This is a genomic window from Bacillus sp. Pc3 (genome assembly GCF_000815145.1).
GTDB classification, from domain to species: domain Bacteria; phylum Bacillota; class Bacilli; order Bacillales; family Bacillaceae; genus Bacillus; species Bacillus velezensis.
Window position 1 is genome coordinate 2,866,076 of sequence record NZ_CP010406.1, and the last position, 17,628, is coordinate 2,883,703.

The following is a 17,628-nucleotide window of genomic DNA, read 5'->3' on the forward strand; positions in this document are numbered from 1 at the left end:
GAAAAGGAGAGCGGCGCCGGCACACTCTCCCGAGGGACGGGGTCATTGGGACATTCCCTTTGTTCCGAAATCCCTGATGGCGACTTTTACTTTATATTCGATATCCGATTCACTGAAATGATGATCCCAGTCAGAGGATATCTTTTTCCATTTATCGGGATAATGTATCCGGACTTGATCGCCTAACCCGGTAATATCCACTTTCAACTCATGCTGCATGTAATCAATGAATGCCATGACATCTGAATGAATGCTGCGTTTTACCGCGTTTTTGATTTCATTTATATAGGACTCCTTGAAAGAATCTTCTTTCGGATTCCAATCCTCAGACAGACGGCCTTCAACAAACCGGGTGACGATAAACTTGAATTTTCCATTTTTATATTGTGTTTTTACATCATATTTGCTGGAAAATACCTCGAAGGATAAAAAATGATTGTCATGCTTTGCAACCGTGACGCCCCCCTTTACCGTGCCTGTGAACAGGTTCATATTCTGGACTTGTAAAGGCGTTAAATTCGCATACCAGAATTTATTTTTAATAATGGTAGCGCCCCAGATTTCCAGTCTGCTGCCCACTTTGCGCACTTGAGGAAGGGCAAAGGTTTCGCCCTTGGCGATTCTCTCGGATATTTCCCCCAATGTCACGGGCTCCATCATCCGGATGGTGACCGCATTGTTCTCCGTTAAGTCATAGATCGTATTTGACGCAGGCTCTCCCTGGTCACTGATTTTGAAAATATCTTTCGTTTTATCCGGCACCGTCATCACATTGCAGCTTCTTCTCGTACCGTTGTCCCTGATAAACTGGTTCATCAATGCGTCAAGCGGGATGTGATCCTTTAACAGCGCTTCGGAAAACAGCATGATACGCAAGTGCTGGGAGAAGGCGGGGTGATTTTTTAACGATGCCGTTCGTAATGCTTGATGGACGGTTTCCCCTGGAGTGGAAGTCACCTTTGTCGTGTCACCTGACGACGACTGCTGGGCACTTGCTTTTTGCGGAACCAGAATCTGCTGTGTCACTTCCACATTTTCTTCCTCGGGTTTATCGAGCCCGACTCCGATAACGAGGCTCAAGTCTTCTAAATTGCGGCTGTCCCAGCACCCGGCCAAAAGCAATGTGCAAAATATGATTACGATGTATTTCTTCATTGCGCTTTTTTCACCTTCCTTTTCACAGCGACGACTGCAAATATCAGTAAAGGCAGCAAAAAGAAAACCAAGAAGATATAGCCGAGAATATCACTGAACAGCATCAGCTTGTTCGCATCCTTTGGCATCAATGACCCCAAGAATGTCGCAATCCCTACGATGACGACGCCCTTTTTCTGCTTCAGCCCGAAAATTTTATGAAGGCCTGAAGTCGCGAAATATCCGTATGATACATAGGTGGCGAAAAATTGGATAATCCAGACAACAAGCAAAAAGGACTCGAACCTTTCAATAAAAAGCCCTTTGATTTCAAATGATTGAAAGAGCGCGATCGTAGGCCAGATCATTGTTTTGACATCCTGGGTGGTTAAGGCGCCGACGACGAGCACGTAGGTAATAATGTATAAAATAATCGGGATGCCAAAGCCCATGGCCGACATGCCGAACGTGTGCTTTTTATTTTTGAGGTACTCGGGGAGAAACAGCATAATCTCAATCCCCAAAAAGGAAACAGAAACGACGGTCAAGGAGGCCATAACGGGAGAAACCCCCTGTCCGAGCACCGGCCGCAGGTTGTCGATATCAAATATTTTAAAGCTGAAGGAAAACACCACCAGCAAAATAATAATCGTAATCGTTAAATAGAAAGGAAAGAGCCTGCCGATATCGCTCATGCCGCCGATAATTAAATAAACGGAACAGGCGATAAAGATAAACAGCGTGACCGGCACGGGCGTTCTTTCCAATAAAAAGAACTTGACCATTTCCGCCATCGCCCGGGCTTCGAAGCTGGCGACTCCTATAAAATAGAGACAGATCATAAGATTGACGATATTTCCCGCCCATTTGCCGAGTCCTTCATTCATATAGTCAAATAATGATCCGTACTGATGCTTTTTCATAATGAGCGTATTGAGGTAAATCAAAAAGATAAAGATGACGCCTTCCAGACATAACGCGATCCAGCCGTCCGGCGAATTTGCCCTGGATGACAGCGCCCGCGGCATGGTGAGAAGCCCCGCGCCGAGCATCGTGTTTGCAATCAATGCTGTCCCTTGATAGCTTGTAAGCTTATTGTGAGTTGTTTTCTGGCTCATTTATGTTTTTCGCCTCTTTTGGTTGATTTTTAATAGGGAGACGGAGAATAGAGTCGTTTGCGTTTTTTAAGCTGAAAAATCCATTCGGCGAGAAATACGGAGAACCGAAGCTTCGCTGTCTCGATAAATGAGTGTAGATCGCCAGCATAAATAAAATCATGCCGTACAGCCCGAAAGCTGCCGCGGTAAACATCGAAATAAAACGGAGCACACGGAACGACAGACCCATCCCGTACTGCGGCACCGTAAATGAAGCGAGCGCGACAATGCTGACCACGATGACCATGATGGAGCTGACAATATTCGCTTCAACGGCCGCCTGGCCGATGACGACTCCGCCCACCAATCCGATCGTCTGGCCGAGCGGGCTGGGAAGCCTCAAGCCCGCTTCTCTCAGCAGCTCGATCGTAATTTCCATTACCATCGCTTCAATGATAGGCGGGAAGGGAACGTTTTCTCTGTTCGCCGCGATGGTGACTGCAAGCGACGTCGGCAGCAGCCCTTGGTGAAACGAAACGAGGGCGATATAAATGGACGAAAAAAACAGCGTGATAAAAATAGACGTAAACCTGAGCGCCCGGATGAGTGAGGCGGAAATCCACCGTTCATAATAATCATCGGGGGACTGCATTAAAATTCCTAAAGAAGCCGGAACCACCAGCGCAAACGGCGAGTTGTCGACAAGGATGGCGACGCGGCCGTTGAACAAGGCGGAAGAGACTTTATCAGGCCGTTCCGTATTTTGTATTTGCGGAAAGGGCGAATACTTATTATCCTCAATAAGCTCCTCAAGCGTTCCGGAATCCTGGATGTCGTCCATCTTCACTTCGCTGAGGCGCTTTACAACATCGCTGACGACAGACGGGTCCGCCTTATCATCTATGTACATGACCGTGGCGTATTTTAACTTGTTTTCTCCGATCGGAACCTTTTTCGTTTTCAGCTTCGGATGGTTCGTGCGCTGCCTGATCATGGCGATGTTTGTATCAGAATCTTCTATGAAGGCGATTTTCGGACCTCTTACGACCTTTTCGGATGTGGGTTCATTTACGCTTCTTTTTTCTCTTTTTCCCGTGGACAAAATGTATACGCTGTCAAGTCCGTTAATAAACACGGCGCATTTTCCCCGCAGAATGGAGATGACGGCTTCCTTCGACGTAAAGACGGGACGGGCGTCGATCTTATCAAGACGTTTCGTCACCGTATCCAGCGTCAGAGTGTCTTCCTCACGAAGCAGCGTTTCAATCGCTTCTTTTATTTTGTCTTCGTCGTTCATTTCACTCAGATACATATAATAAAAAACAAGCCCGTTCGGAAGCATCTTTTTATTTTGAACCAGGTCATCATTCTGCTCTACGTGGGGAAGCACCAGTGCCAGGTTAACGTGTATGTATTCCTTGAATTCCGATTGCGCCATCGACAGTCACCCGCCTTCCAATCCTTAATTGAGGTTATCTTTTCCTGTTAAAAAAATGATATACTATGATAAAGTATTTAATGGTACAAGTTTTTTTATGAAAGCGGAGGAGAGATGTGGCACAAGTCAGACTGGCAGGGAATGCCGAAGAAATTGAACAGCTCATCAAATCATTTGAAGCGCATTACGAAGTGGCTTACACGTCGAAAGAATACCGTAAAACAAATCCGAAGTATAAATACTCTAAGGATTCGCGCGTCTATCTTGAGCTGAAATTAAAAACGGCCAAGGCCGAAAAATAAAAAGGGTTTCATCTGTTACTGGCGAATAATACTCAGGGTGAAGCAACTGATATGGAGGGATACATAAATGGACTACAGAATTGAAAAAGACACCATGGGAGAAGTTAAAGTTCCGGCAGATAAATTTTGGGGCGCTCAGACACAGCGCAGCAAGGAGAACTTCAAAATCGGTTCAGAAAAAATGCCTCAGCGTGTTGTGAAGGCGTTTGCAATATTGAAAAGAAGCACAGCGATCGCCAACGAACGCCTCGGCAACTTAGAGTCTGAAAAAGCACAGGCGATTGCCGCTGTATGTGACGATGTTTTAAACGGCAAATACGATGATAACTTTCCGCTCGTTGTCTGGCAGACGGGAAGCGGCACGCAAAGCAACATGAACATGAATGAAGTGGTGGCCAACCGCGCGACTGCTTTATTGAAAGAAAAAAATTCCGAGCTGAAGATTCATCCGAATGATGACGTCAACCGCAGCCAAAGCTCAAACGATACATTCCCGACGGCGATGCACGTTGCGGCAGTTCTTGCCGTATATGAGCAGCTCGTTCCGGCGCTTGATCAGCTGCGCGCGACGCTTGATGAAAAAGCGAAAGCTTATCAGGATATTGTGAAAATCGGACGCACGCATTTGCAGGACGCCACTCCGCTGACGCTCGGACAGGAAATCAGCGGCTGGGTATACATGCTTGACCGTTCGAAAGAAATGATTCTTGAGTCAACGGAAAAAATCCGCGCGCTTGCCATCGGAGGCACGGCAGTCGGCACGGGAATCAACGCCCATCCGCAGTTCGGTGAATACGTCGCGGAAGAAATCACAAAAGTAACGGGGCAGACATTTAAGAGTTCGCCTAACAAATTCCACGCGCTCACAAGCCATGATGAAATCACTCACGTTCACGGCGCGTTAAAAGCATTGGCTGCCGACCTGATGAAGATTGCCAACGATGTAAGATGGCTGGCTAGCGGCCCGCGCTGCGGAATCGGCGAAATCGTCATTCCTGAAAATGAGCCGGGAAGCTCTATCATGCCGGGCAAAGTCAACCCGACGCAAAGTGAGGCGCTGACAATGATCGCCGCGCAAGTGATGGGAAATGACGCGACAATCGGATTTGCGGCCAGCCAAGGAAACTTCGAGCTGAATGTCTTCAAACCGGTTATTATTTATAACTTCCTGCAGACCGTGCAGCTGCTCAGTGACGGAATGAATTCCTTCCATGACAAATGCGCTGTCGGTATTGAGCCGAACCAAGAGACGATTCAGGAAAATCTCTCTAACTCATTAATGCTTGTTACGGCGCTTAACCCGCACATCGGTTATGAAAACGCCGCGAAAATCGCCAAGCTTGCCCACAAAGAAGGCCTGACACTGAAAGAAGCGGCATTACAGCTGAACCTTCTGACAGAAGAACAATTTAATGAAATGGTGCGTCCGGAAGATATGGTGCACCCGAAAGCATAAAAAGAAAGAACGGCTGCAGTCATTGCGGCCGTTCTTCTAAATAAACTGCTGTTTCAGTAAAAATCTGAGCTGTTCTGCATCTTCAGCCAGCAGGTCGGATTCCTTCAAATTCAAAATCATTCCTTTGATGATTGCCGGTTTCGGTGACTTTTTCTTCATTTCCGCTTCCAGAATATCCAAGCTCTCGGTGAATTCAGATGCTTGCGCCTTGTCCATCGTGCCGATGCGCGTGCGGAGGGTCTGCAAGATCGATTGACTTAAAGGATCGGGCTGCCCGTTATGAAGGGGCCCAAACAGTGAGCTTGCCTCATCAAGAGAAATAAACGCTTCATCATGTCTGTCCGCCATTCCGTTTACGATGTCATCAATTCTGTGAATCACGGTATTTGCCAGAAGCGCAGGCTGTACGGACCGGCCGGTCAGAATCAGATACTCAAGATACATCTGACTGATTCCTTCTATTAAAAAACAAAGCTCGGCTGTGTATGGTTCAGCTTTTTCTCCGTAAATAGCAAGAAGACTGTCGATATGAAACTGCAGGATCGACCGGCGGATTCTCTTTCCGCACTGCGCCGCTTCTTCGGTATAAGGAAGTGAACCGTCTTTCATCTGCACGGTAATAAAATCCTGATGGGCGAGAATCGATTCGTAAAACACCGCAAGCTGTTTTTGGTAAGCGGCTCTCGGACTGTCACCCTCCGTTTGGATCGTCGTGATTCGGGTAAACGTTTTATCATAGTAGTAATTCAGCATGGATAGAAGCAGTGCTTCTTTGGAAGGAAAGTAAAGATAAAAAGCGCCTTTTGAGATTTTGCATTCATCGGCGATTTCCTGAACCGATGTAGATTTGTACCCTTTTCGGGCAAACAGTTTGATTGCTGCTTCAATGATCAGCTTTTCTTTTTCCTTCAATGGTTCCACCCTTTCGGAGCCAGGAGGCTGGCTTGTGCTTCTCATGTATGACTATATGGTCATATTGATATTCCGTAAATTTAACCTGATTGTAACTTGTTTTTTTGTTTTGTTTTATTTATATTATAAAGTGAGCTGACCGAATGGTCAAAGTTCTGGCGAAAGGGTGAATCTGAAAATGAAAGAATTAGATGAAATGATCAGCCGCTTGCGAAACAGAGGAATTAAAGTCGAAAAGGTGAAATATCCGAAAAAGACAATTTGTGAAAAGAAATGGGTTCATCAATGCCAAAAACCGCTGAAAGCAAACTACAGAGATTTTAACGGCTATTCCTTCACATAAAAAAAGACTGCAATGAAACACTACAGTCTACTTTGGTATGATAATTCGGTAGATTACACCCGATTGGTCATTTTCAATTGAAATTGATGCTTTATGCAGGGTTATAATCCGTTTTACGATGCTGAGTCCTATGCCGAACTCGCCTTTCTTCCCTTTATTAAAAGGCTCGTACAAGCTGGATAGCATCTCATCCTCAATCGGAGGCCCGTCATTTTTAACCGTCATGACAATCTGCTGCTGATTTTGGCTGATCCGAATGTGAATCGCCGTTTCTGCATAGCGGATTTGATTTTCGAGAATGTTTTCAAGAAGTTTGCTCCATTGTTCCGGATCACCGGGCATCATTAATGCATCTTCTGTATCAACGCTCCACGATAATTCCTTCCGGGCCCATTTGAGCCGTTCAATGACTTCTTCCGTGACCTTCACAATGTCAAATGTCTCATGGTGCACCCGCTGCTTCATTAAATAATCAAGCTTCGTTAAATATAATAAATCCTTAATTTTCTTCTCAAGTTTTTCTGCTTCGCCTTCAATGACATCAATTGTGGTTTCCAGATCCCCCTTAGGAAAAATCCCGTCCTTTATTGATTGAGTATAGCCCCTTATCACCATGACAGGCGTTTTTAAATCATGAGAGATATTTTGCAGGAGCGTTCTTTCCGTTTCATCTTTTTGCACCAGCTTGCTCCGCATGTCTTCAATGGTATGGCCTAATTTTCCGATTTCGTCTTTTCTGTCGACGATGACCGGATCATCCCAGTCCTGTTCGGAAATCCGTTTGACATGCTTCTCTAAGGAAACGAGCGGGCGCGAGAGATATTTGGCAAGCCAAATCGCCGGAATCCAGCTTAACAAAATCACGCCGGCAATGATAAAGAGCAGCTGCTTGAACAGGGTGAATGCCAGATCATCACGATAAGAATCAAGGGCGTAAGACAGCATCATCGCATCCTGGCCGTTAATGGTGAGGCCTTTTTTAATGACGAAAAATACTTTTTCACCGCTGATGTCCGCGCTGTATCGTTTCGTGACGCTGTGCTGGCGGCCCGCGAGCTTGTACACCTTATGGATAAAGGAAGAAGAAAAGTAGTTCAAGTCTTTGTCACTGGCCGATTCCTCCCGTTCCGGCAGAAGAACGTGCTGAACGGATCGGAAAGTCGTCGGAGCGGTCGCATCCTCGCTGTAATATCCCCGCTCGATCGATCCGGGCAGCCGGTACTCCGTCAGTACATGCTGTTCATTTTCAATGGTCGTATACGTTTCATCCGTGAAAAAATGACGCAGCGTATTTGAGAACAGCACGAGCAGCAGAATCGAAATGGCTAAGAGGATGCCTGAGATGACCACCCATATTTGAAAAGCAAGCGGCTTATTTTTCATGACGTCATCATCCTGTAGCCGAATCCGTAAATGGTCTCAACCTTTAACTCCGGCATTTTTTTCCGCAGCCTCCGCACAAGATCATCGACCACCCGGTCAGTGCCGAAATAATCATGGCCCCATATTTTCAGCAGGATATCTTCTCTGGAAAAGGGGTGTCCTTTATGGTGAAGAAATAAAAGCAGCAGATCAAATTCCTTAGACGTCAAATTGACCAGGCTGCCGGTTTCATCATAAACCTCTCGGGCATCCTCGATCACATTGTAGGAAGAAACGGTGATGCCGGTTTTCTTTGCGGCGGGCTGTTCTTTATACACGAGCTCGAGCAGTTTCTGGACCCGAATAATAAGCTCTCTCGGCAAAAAAGGCTTGGCGATATAATCATTGCTTCCAAGCTCTAACCCGAGGACTCTGTCAATATCGGCATCCCGCGCGGAAATGAAAATGACCGGCACATCGGGATCTTTTTCTTTTATTTCTTTTATCAATGTATAGCCGTCCGTATCCGGAAGCATGATGTCAAGAATCCACAAGTGGGGAGACGGCTGCATCTGCTTTCTGGCATCTTCGCCTTTTGTGAAAGATGTAATGTTCCAGCCTTCATTCTCTAAATATTTTGTGAGCAGTTCATTCAGGTTATCCTCATCTTCAACTAGATAAATGGTGTATGACAAGGCATTTCACATCCTTTCAACGTCATTATACTAGTTTTAACATACTCAAGCCGCATTTTCATAATTTCACATATTCTTTTCATTTTTATCCCACAATGTTTGTTTATGATGTGTATAAGGGAAGAAAGGAAGAAAAAAAGCGGGGAAGATAACATGTTCAAACACATTTTGTTTTGGAGCTTTGCTTTTCTCCTTATTATTGGGACAATAGAACTTGTACATGCGATGAATATGTAATCGATAGAATGAAAACATGCTGAAGGAGTGTGCGTGAATATGAATGATCATCGAGATGACGGCAGAAGCCGCGATCAGTCAGATCTTTCACATACGGAACAAAACAGAAATGAACAGCAGGAGCCCGAGCTGCTCGAAGGGCCCGTCTCGAAAGAAGCGGAAAACGAGACGGCGGCCGGTACGGAATTTGAAAAAACGGCTGCCGTGAAAAAAGAAAAAAAACGGAGAGCCGCTTGGCTGAGCCCGATTTTAGGCGGCATTATCGGCGGCGGCCTCGTGCTTGGCATTGTGCCAAACCTGCCGAGTGAGCAGCATAAGACAGAAGCCGTTTCTGATACGAAACAAGTTCAGTCTTCGAATTTTACGTCAACGCCTTTGAAAAATACCTCAAGCGTAGCGGATATGGTAGAAGCTTTGGAGCCTGCGATTGTCGGAGTGTCCAACTACCAAGCTTCGCAAAGCAGCCAGTTCGGACTTGACGGCGGTTCAAGCTCTGAAACGGAGAGCGGCACGGGGTCAGGCGTCATCTTCAAAAAAGACGGCGAAAAAGCGTACATCATTACAAACAACCATGTCGTAGAAGGTGCGAACAAACTGTCGGTCACTCTTTACAATGGGAAAACCGAAACGGCAAAGCTTGTCGGAAAGGATGCCATCAGTGACTTGGCTGTATTGGAAATCAGCTCGTCCAATGTCAAAAAAGCGGCCAGCTTCGGGGATTCCTCCAAGCTCCGCATTGCCGATAAAGTGATTGCCATCGGCAACCCGCTCGGCCAGCAGTTTTCCGGCACCGTCACACAAGGTGTCATCAGCGGGCTGAACAGAACGGTAGACGCCGTTACATCCCAAGGCACAGTGGAAATGAACGTGATTCAGACGGATGCGGCGATTAACCCCGGAAACAGCGGCGGCCCGTTAATCAACTCAAGCGGCCAAGTTATCGGGATCAACAGCATGAAAGTCAGTGAAAACGGCGTGGAATCACTCGGCTTTGCCATTCCGAGCAATGATGTAGAACCGATAGTCGACCAGCTGCTTGCAAAAGGAAAAGTCGAGCGCCCATTTTTAGGTGTGCAGATGATTGACATGGCGCAAGTGCCGGAAACTTATCAGGAAAACACGCTCGGACTGTTCGGCGACCAGCTGTCTAAGGGTGTTTACGTAAAAGAAGTGCAGTCCGGCTCGCCGGCTGCGAAAGCGGGCATCAAATCAAATGACGTCATTGTACAATTGAACGGCAAAGATGTCGGCAGCAGCGCCGATATCAGACAGATCTTATATAATCAGCTGAAAATCGGCGATAAAACGACTGTTCAAGTTCTCAGAAGCGGAAGCAAAAAGACGCTGAACGTCACATTAACGAAACAAACCGAAAGCGCAAGCTGAACGCATAAAAAAAGCTGAACCTGCAACTGAGGTTCAGCTTTTTTCGTTATTCTCCCAAGTAGGCTGACAGCATCCACACATGCTTGTCCGCTTCTTCAACTAATCCGACAAACAGGTCGGCAGTTGACGGGTCATTTTGTTCCTCGGCGATGCCGATGACAAATTTTGATTCGCGGCTGATTTGTTTATAGTCTTGAACCAGTGATTCCACCATTTCAGAAGCCGTTTTTTCCTGACCTTCATCCGTAATGGAAGCTTGTTCAAGGTAAGTGTGTAAAGTCGCCGCAGGCTGTCCTCCGATGGCCAGAAGACGCTCTGCGATAGCATCCGCCGTTTCCGCCGCTTCGTTATACAGCTCTTCAAATTTTTCATGAAGCGTAAAGAAATGAGGGCCTTTTACATACCAATGGAAGCGGTGCAGTTTAGAGTAAAGGATAAACCAGTTTGATAATTGTGTGTTCATTGATTTCTCAACAAGAGTTTCAGTTTTTTTCGCGTTTTGTGTATTCATATTCATCGTCCTCCCTGTGATCTGATAATTTAATTATATCACGTATTAAATAGAAATCAATACTAAATTATAATAATTATAATTTGGGTTTAAGTGAACAGCTTTTTCTTTATAATCGATTCCCAGGCGGACCACGGAAAGAGTGAGCGGAAAGCCAATGTCAGCTTAACGCCCCTGCCGATCGGATACCGCAGTTTCTTCAGCCGTTTCCTTTGTGCCAATTGATAAATCAGCTCCGCTACGTCATCAGGATCGCCGCTTTTGGATGCGTTGGCTTTGAAGTAAGCTTCGATTTGCTGATAATAGCGGTAATAAGGCGAATCTTTGCCGGGTGCCGTAAGATGATTGGAGAGAGACGTTTCCCATATAGATGTTTTGTAGGAGCCCGGTTCTATTAAAGCGGCATCAATTCCTAAAGGCAGCAGTTCGAGGCGCAGGCTCTCTGTAAACCCTTCAACCGCGAATTTGGAAGAGACATACGGAGATAGAGCCGGGAAACCGGTCAGTCCGCTGATACTGCTGATATTGAAGATTTTCCCGCCATGTTTTCGCATATAAGGCAGCACGGTTTTTGTGACGTGAATCAGACCGAATACATTTGTTTCATACTGCTGTCTGTAATGTTCCATCAGCACATCGTCAATAAACCCCCCGTACGCAGTGCCGGCGTTATTGACGAGCAGGTCAATCGGTCCGAAACCGCTGATGGTGTTCCCGAAGTCAGACACCGACTGTTCATTTGTCACATCTAAAGAAACGACCGTAACATGTTCGGATGCACCCGCTTGAGCGGCGGCCTCTTTCAGTATTTCAGCTTTCTCCGGCTGTCTGGCTGTTGCGATGACGTGATAAGACCGGGCGAGCTTCAGCGCTGTCAGCAGCCCGAATCCGCTCGTCGCGCCGGTTACAATGGCAAATTTTCTGTTCATCTTATAATCCTCCCCGTTTGTTCTTATCTCATAGTGTATAACATCTCGCGGAAAGAAGGAGAAATCGTTCGGAAATATGTCAGAATTGTTTTATAATGGAGTCAGCTTCGGATAGAAAGGGGTAAAGAAAAGATGGCATTAGAGGGATTGAAGGAAACATGGGATTTAAACTCCATTTTTGAGGGCGGGAGCCGGTCGGAAGAGTTTCAGCAATACATACAAGAGCTCAAAAATCATCTAAGCGCTTTTCAACATGCAGTTGAAGCGTTTACGGTTCCGACGCATGCGGATGAAAGCCGGGAGCTGATCAATCTGATTGATAGGTTTGAACGGTCAGCGATCATGATCAGGCAGGCGGGAGCGTTCGTCGGCTGTCTTCAGGCTCAGAACACTCATGATCAGAAAGCGAATGAATGGAGGGCGCGGATCAATCAGCTGAGCAGTGATTTTAAATCCGCTCTGGTCACCTTTGACGATACACTTGCCCGAATTGACGAGCGGATCTGGGAGGAGCTGCTGCAAAAACCGGAACTTCAGGATCTCACATATGTTTTAAATGAGAGAAGAGACCGTGTCAAAGAGAAGCTCAGCGCTTCAGAAGAAAGGCTGATTGAAGGCCTGGCCGTTGACGGCTATCACGCATGGGGCGACCTGTATAATGCGGCTGTCGGCAGAATGAAGATTCCGTTTGAGGATAAAGAGCTGTCGGTCGGCCAAGCGGAAAATATGATGGCGCACCCGGACCGCCGCATCAGACGTCAAGTGTTCAAAGAGCTTAATGAAGCCTGGAAAGGAGAAGAGGAGCTTTTCGGCAGCACGCTGAACCATCTGGCCGGCTTCCGCACGGAAATCTATAAAGCGCGGGGCTGGAAAAGCGCTTTGGAAGAGCCGCTTGCGATCAACCGGATGAAAAAAGAAACGCTGGATGTCATGTGGCAGGTCATTACCGATCATAAAAAGCCTTTTGCCGAATACCTGAATCGAAAGGCGTCTCTTTTAGGGCTTGAGCGGCTGAACTGGTATGATGTGGGCGCGCCGATCGGCGAGGCTCCGAAAGAATACACATTTGATGAAGCGGCCAATCTGATCGTCAGCCAATTTTCGACGTTTGGCAAAAAGCTGTCCGCATTTACGGAAAAAGCATTCCGTGATCGGTGGATAGAAGCGGAAGACCGCAGCGGCAAACGGGTCGGCGGTTTCTGCACCAGCTTTCCCGACAGCGGAGAATCCCGGATTTTTATGACGTTTTCCGGAAGCGCTTCGAATGTATCGACGCTGGCGCATGAGCTCGGTCACGCGTTCCATCAGGAGGCCATGCTTCAAGTGCGGCAGCTGAACAGAGCCTACGCTATGAATGTGGCTGAAACAGCCTCGACCTTTGCGGAAATGATCGTCGCCGACGCCGCTTTGAAACAAGCGGAGACAAAGGATGAAAAGGTGTTCTTGCTTGAAGATAAAATTCAAAGAAGCGTAGCCATGTTTATGAATATTCATGCGAGATTTTTATTTGAAACGCGTTTTTATGAAGAGCGCAAGCAGGGCGTCGTTCCGGCTGAGAAACTGAATGAACTGATGGAAGCGGCGCAGAAAGAAGCATTTTGCGATTCATTAGGGGAATACCACCCTCATTTCTGGGCGTCAAAACTGCATTTTCATATTACGGGAGTGCCGTTTTACAACTTTCCGTATACGTTCGGTTATTTATTTTCGCTTGGAATATATGCAAGAGCTCTTCGGGAAAAAGCGGATTTTGAAGAAAAATATATTGCGCTTTTGTGTGACACGGCTTCGATGACTGTTGAGGATTTGGCGATGAAGCACCTTGGAGCGGATCTGACGGAACGGTCGTTTTGGGAAGACGCGGTCCGCCTAGCCGTACAGGATGTGCAGGAATTTTTAGAGCTGACTGAATGATAATCTTGAGATGAACCGGCCGGAGTGTTACCGCTCCGGTTCTTTTTTGTTTAATGAATGACAGCCGCCTCCCTTGGAAATACCTAAAAACGATCGGAATGGAATGGGAGTGAATCGCATGAAATGGATCAGAACGGCGGGCGTTTTATGTCTTACGCTGATGCTGATTGCCGGCTGCCGATTGAATGAAGAAAAACGGGAAGCGGAACAAGACAGCACACCCGTGTCATCCGCGAAGCCGGTTCCTTACAGCAGCTTTGCACTACGCGTCAGCTACGGAGCCGGAGAGCATAACCGCTATGAAGGTTTGTATGAAAGTAAAGGCGGTCATGAAAAGGCTGACATCCGGGACAAGCTCTCAGGGGTTCACAGAGAGGGCGAGGAAGCGCTTGATGAAATGAAGATGATCCTCGGAGAACTTGCTGTAAACAGCCGGATGCAGGAAAGCGAGGTCGTCCGGCAGGTGCTCTCGGCTTTTAATTTGGACAGCCGCTATGACCATTTTTATTTGAAACTGAAAAAGAACGACGGAGAAATGACGGAAATAAAAAAATAACTGCCGCCCGCTGCTTTTTTGCCCAAAACTAATTGATAATGATATTCAGAGTCATTAATTTCTGTTACAATATAATCATGATCTCACGTTGAATGTTTAGGCAATTTGTTTATATACATAGTGTTGGGAAACTCAAAAAAGGAGCGGTTAGCGGTATGAGTGCAATTTCTACAGAGACGCTGAGCTTAGGGTACGGAGAGACTGTTATCATTGACGAATTGGATGTCGCGATTCCAAAAGGCGAAATCACTGTATTGATCGGAAGCAACGGCTGCGGAAAATCGACGCTTTTACGTTCATTGGCCCGGCTGATGAAACCGAGGGGCGGTTCTGTGCTTTTAGAAGGAAAAGCCATCGCTAAGCTTCCGACGAAGGAAGTGGCAAGAGAGCTCGCTATTTTGCCGCAGAGTCCGTCAGCTCCCGAAGGCCTGACGGTGCATCAGCTTGTGAAGCAGGGAAGATACCCTTATCAAAGCTGGCTGAAGCAATGGTCCAAAGAGGACGAAGACGCAGTGGCAAAAGCGCTTAAAGCGACGAAGCTTGAGGAAATGGCCGACCGTCCGGTGGATTCCTTGTCAGGCGGACAGCGCCAGCGCGCATGGATTGCGATGACACTCGCTCAGGATACGGATATCATTCTGCTTGACGAGCCGACAACCTATCTCGACATGACGCATCAAATTGAAATTCTTGATTTGCTGTTTGAATTAAATGAAAAAGAAAAACGCACAATCGTCATGGTGCTGCACGACCTCAATCTGGCATGCCGTTATGCCCATTATCTGGTCGCCATTAAGGATAAACAGATTTACGCAGAGGGCCGTCCCGAAGAAGTCATCACTTGCGAGCTTGTACAGCAGGTCTTTGCGATGAACTGCCAGGTAACGCAAGACCCGCTGTTCGGCACGCCGCTTTGCATTCCGCACGGACGCGGCAGATGTATCGTGCAGGAAGCGGCCCTCACCGCCCGATTGTCATAATCATGAAAAAGGGAAGGGAACGGTATGGAAGAGAAACTGCAGCAGCAGCTGGACGGCCTGCTTGAGAAATACACGGAACTATTGCTTGGCGAAACAAACCCGGATGTAAAGGAAGAAGTCAGGCAGTGGATTTTGTATACACATATCGCAAAAAGCATGCCTCCGCTCGTGAAACATTGGAATCAATCCTACCCGGACGCCAAAGAGGGCATCAAAGCTGCGATACAGCATATTAAACAGCTCAATGAAGCACACAGAAAAAAACAATAAAAAAGCTTTCGGCATCAAAGAGAGGTGCCGGAAGCTTTTTTTGCTGAAAAGGAATCAATAAGAGCTTCGTTCAATTCATAGGCGAAGAACTTTAATATAACTAATGCACCCGTTTGTTTACGTATATTTCTTCCGCTTGCTGAACCAAGAAAAAAGGACCGCCGCAGCAATCCCTTTCTCTCTTTCCTATATATCACATTTCCTTTCGGATACGTAATAACTCTTCAAATGCTTTTATATTTGTATCAAAATTGGGCACTGTTAGAGATTCTTCGGCACATTTGACTTGTGCTACAACCAAATCATGAAAAGGTGTTGGAATTCCAGTACCTTCTGCCATTTTGGGAATAACTCCATTAATATAATCAATTTCTGTTTTGCGTTTTTTCTCAAGATCCTGAAGCATACTTGCTCTTAGCAGCCTAGATGGTTCCATGGCTGACCTAAATGTTTGGATACGTTCAGGAATATCATTTTCACTTCTTAATTCCAAAGATTCTAAATCAAGGCCGCCCATTTTCGCAAATTTGACACCATTGGCGTGTCCAACCTTAATCGTCTCATCTGCGATATGGACTGCACTGACAATGCCGATTTCATGGTCAAGAATGTCTCCGTATTCTCCGTTTAATGCAGCCGATAAACCACTGAATGCATTATTGATAAGTAATTTTGACCACTTCGTTCCAACTAAATTATCGGAAATATGTGTTCCGCCGATAAGGTCTAAAACCGATTTAATACGCTGGATTCTTTCTGTTGTTTCACCATGTAATTCTCCAATTTGAAAAGCGTACTCTTTAAATTGAGTATACTCAGTTGTAAGTCTGGATACGCCTGGTTCAATAAATGTAGCACCAAATTCAACAGAACCTGCAATAACACGTTCATCACCAACGATCGAAGCAACTTTCTGTTCAGGTATACCGTTTTGCAAGGAACATACTACACTGTCATCCTTTAAAAAAGGCAGTAACTCTTTAAGGATGGAGTCATTATATAATTGTTTCGTCAGGAGTAATATGAAATCATACTTGCCTGATTTGTTTTCAGGGGTGATGGCTTTCACCTTTGCTTGAAATTCCGTTGTACCAACTACTTTAGCACCTATTTGATTTAGAGTATCTACATGTTCTTTGTATGAATCAATCAATTCGACATCCATTCCGCCAGCAGACAGATATGCCCCAACTATGGTTCCTAAAGAACCTGCTCCTAAAACTGCAATTCTCATTGTAAACGTCTCCTTATTTTTCCTCTAAGTAGTTATAAACCGGCTGTGCTGCATTTAAGGTTAAATCTGTAAGGATATGAGATGCTGAAACGACTTCTAATACAGGGAAATCTGCAAGAGGTGCCAGAGCATGTTCAAATAATTGAAGCCGCGCCGGCCCAGTCCAGGCACCTTTAACTTCTATATTCGTTATTTGCGTCCGCACCAAATCACAAACCCTTAAATCACCATTGTAATCAGTGGCAATCTTAACCATAAAATTAGGTCGGCAAATTTCCCTTTTCGCTTTTTCCTTATCCATTTCGAAATGTTTATATCCCATAGTCGCAGTTGCCACACGAAGACTGCCATAATCCAATGTGCCAACAAGAGTATCAGAGTCTATATACAGCTTAGGGGCACCCAATTTCTTTGGATATGCAGTAAGTTCCCGTCCGCTTGCAATAGCCGGGAAATTGTCAACATACATAGAATGTACATAATCTCCTTCTTCACCATTAAAGCTGACAGGGATGACTTGTCCAGCCTCTGTATAGGCGCCAAGTCCGGAAACATCGGGCATCCGCATCACTTCGAATTTCACTAAAGGTTCAGTAATTTCAAGAGGTTCCGGCACTGCTGCACGTAAAGCTTTTTCATCCGTTCGGTAAATAATATTTAAATATTCACGGTTAACAAATTTATAATTTGGGATAGGATAAGCAGGGGCTGTTAGTGGCGTATTTAAATTTTTTGCTATATCTTTCACATCAATTTTCATTGAATGACACCCTTTCCTTTTCTATAACTATGCTATTATCTTACATTCGCATTTACATTTAATCCAATACATAATAAGGTATATATATATTTATTGAAATAAATGAGGGGGG

General features: G+C 45.9%; 17 protein-coding genes and 1 pseudogene. 8 read left to right on the forward strand and 10 right to left on the reverse strand.

Annotated features, from left to right (window positions below; translation table 11 throughout):
• Positions 1–42 precede the first annotated feature (42 nt).
• From SB24_RS13640 to SB24_RS13650, 3 genes are read right to left on the reverse strand one after another with little or no spacing between them, the layout of a single operon-like run.
• Positions 43–1,155: a Ger(x)C family spore germination protein gene (locus tag SB24_RS13640; protein WP_039253908.1), complete on the reverse strand. Its 1,113-nt coding sequence runs from the start codon at positions 1,153–1,155 to the stop codon at positions 43–45.
• Positions 1,152–2,252, reverse strand: a complete 1,101-nt coding sequence (locus SB24_RS13645; RefSeq protein WP_039253909.1) for a spore germination protein — start codon at positions 2,250–2,252, stop codon at positions 1,152–1,154. The genes SB24_RS13640 and SB24_RS13645 overlap by 4 nt, the downstream gene beginning before the upstream one ends.
• On the reverse strand, positions 2,227–3,669 hold the full coding sequence (locus SB24_RS13650) for a spore germination receptor protein GerAA (protein WP_039253912.1): 1,443 nt from the start codon (positions 3,667–3,669) through the stop codon (positions 2,227–2,229). Before SB24_RS13650 ends, SB24_RS13645 begins: the two co-directional genes overlap by 26 nt.
• A gap of 116 nt (positions 3,670–3,785) precedes the next feature.
• On the opposite strand from SB24_RS13650, the gene SB24_RS13655 reads away from it, so the two are divergent.
• Entirely contained in the window at positions 3,786–3,971 is a 186-nt protein-coding gene (locus tag SB24_RS13655) for a YvzF family protein (protein WP_003151806.1), read from the forward strand.
• A 67-nt stretch (positions 3,972–4,038) separates the two neighbouring features.
• Positions 4,039–5,427 carry a class II fumarate hydratase gene (gene fumC / locus SB24_RS13660; RefSeq protein ID WP_003151808.1) on the forward strand — a complete coding sequence of 463 codons (1,389 nt, stop codon included), beginning with the start codon at positions 4,039–4,041 and terminating at the stop codon, positions 5,425–5,427.
• Between the two features lie 36 nt (positions 5,428–5,463).
• Here the strand turns inward: fumC and SB24_RS13665 are convergent, their stop codons facing one another.
• On the reverse strand, positions 5,464–6,339 hold the full coding sequence (locus tag SB24_RS13665; RefSeq protein ID WP_039253915.1) for a TetR/AcrR family transcriptional regulator: 876 nt from the start codon (positions 6,337–6,339) through the stop codon (positions 5,464–5,466).
• 178 nt (positions 6,340–6,517) lie between these two features.
• On the opposite strand from SB24_RS13665, the gene spxO reads away from it, so the two are divergent.
• Positions 6,518–6,682 (forward strand): anti-adapter protein SpxO, encoded by a 165-nt coding sequence (gene spxO / locus SB24_RS20015; RefSeq protein WP_003151811.1) that lies wholly within the window; start codon positions 6,518–6,520, stop codon positions 6,680–6,682.
• 27 nt (positions 6,683–6,709) lie between these two features.
• Here spxO and SB24_RS13670 read toward each other — a convergent pair whose 3' ends face one another.
• Positions 6,710–8,065 (reverse strand): two-component system sensor histidine kinase CssS, encoded by a 1,356-nt coding sequence (locus SB24_RS13670; RefSeq protein ID WP_039253918.1) that lies wholly within the window; start codon positions 8,063–8,065, stop codon positions 6,710–6,712.
• Positions 8,062–8,739, reverse strand: a complete 678-nt coding sequence (locus tag SB24_RS13675; RefSeq protein ID WP_003151813.1) for a two-component system response regulator CssR — start codon at positions 8,737–8,739, stop codon at positions 8,062–8,064. Before SB24_RS13675 ends, SB24_RS13670 begins: the two co-directional genes overlap by 4 nt.
• Before the next feature lie 276 nt (positions 8,740–9,015).
• Between SB24_RS13675 and SB24_RS13680 the strand changes: the two genes are divergently transcribed.
• Positions 9,016–10,362, forward strand: a complete 1,347-nt coding sequence (locus tag SB24_RS13680) for a S1C family serine protease (protein ID WP_039253922.1) — start codon at positions 9,016–9,018, stop codon at positions 10,360–10,362.
• Positions 10,363–10,408: 46 nt separating this feature from the next.
• Here the strand turns inward: SB24_RS13680 and SB24_RS13685 are convergent, their stop codons facing one another.
• Positions 10,409–10,873, reverse strand: a complete 465-nt coding sequence (locus SB24_RS13685; protein WP_007410071.1) for a Dps family protein — start codon at positions 10,871–10,873, stop codon at positions 10,409–10,411.
• Positions 10,874–10,962: 89 nt separating this feature from the next.
• Complete coding sequence (locus tag SB24_RS13690) at positions 10,963–11,802, reverse strand: oxidoreductase (RefSeq protein WP_039253925.1); 840 nt, start codon at positions 11,800–11,802, stop codon at positions 10,963–10,965.
• 132 nt (positions 11,803–11,934) lie between these two features.
• Between SB24_RS13690 and SB24_RS13695 the strand changes: the two genes are divergently transcribed.
• The 4 genes and pseudogenes from SB24_RS13695 (at position 11,935) to SB24_RS13710 (ending at position 15,522) form a co-directional block, all read left to right on the forward strand.
• Positions 11,935–13,716 (forward strand): M3 family oligoendopeptidase, encoded by a 1,782-nt coding sequence (locus SB24_RS13695; RefSeq protein ID WP_039253926.1) that lies wholly within the window; start codon positions 11,935–11,937, stop codon positions 13,714–13,716.
• A gap of 118 nt (positions 13,717–13,834) precedes the next feature.
• Positions 13,835–14,272 (forward strand): YusW family protein, encoded by a 438-nt coding sequence (locus SB24_RS13700; protein WP_015418176.1) that lies wholly within the window; start codon positions 13,835–13,837, stop codon positions 14,270–14,272.
• 155 nt (positions 14,273–14,427) lie between these two features.
• Positions 14,428–15,252: an ABC transporter ATP-binding protein gene (locus SB24_RS13705; protein ID WP_012118397.1), complete on the forward strand. Its 825-nt coding sequence runs from the start codon at positions 14,428–14,430 to the stop codon at positions 15,250–15,252.
• Positions 15,253–15,254: 2 nt separating this feature from the next.
• Positions 15,255–15,522, forward strand: a pseudogene (locus SB24_RS13710) (YusU family protein).
• 193 nt (positions 15,523–15,715) lie between these two features.
• Here SB24_RS13710 and SB24_RS13715 read toward each other — a convergent pair.
• Positions 15,716–16,756, reverse strand: coding sequence for a ketopantoate reductase family protein (locus SB24_RS13715; RefSeq protein ID WP_039253929.1), 1,041 nt, complete (start codon positions 16,754–16,756; stop codon positions 15,716–15,718).
• A gap of 13 nt (positions 16,757–16,769) precedes the next feature.
• Positions 16,770–17,516, reverse strand: coding sequence for an acetoacetate decarboxylase (locus tag SB24_RS13720; protein WP_039253933.1), 747 nt, complete (start codon positions 17,514–17,516; stop codon positions 16,770–16,772).
• Positions 17,517–17,628: the final 112 nt, after the last annotated feature.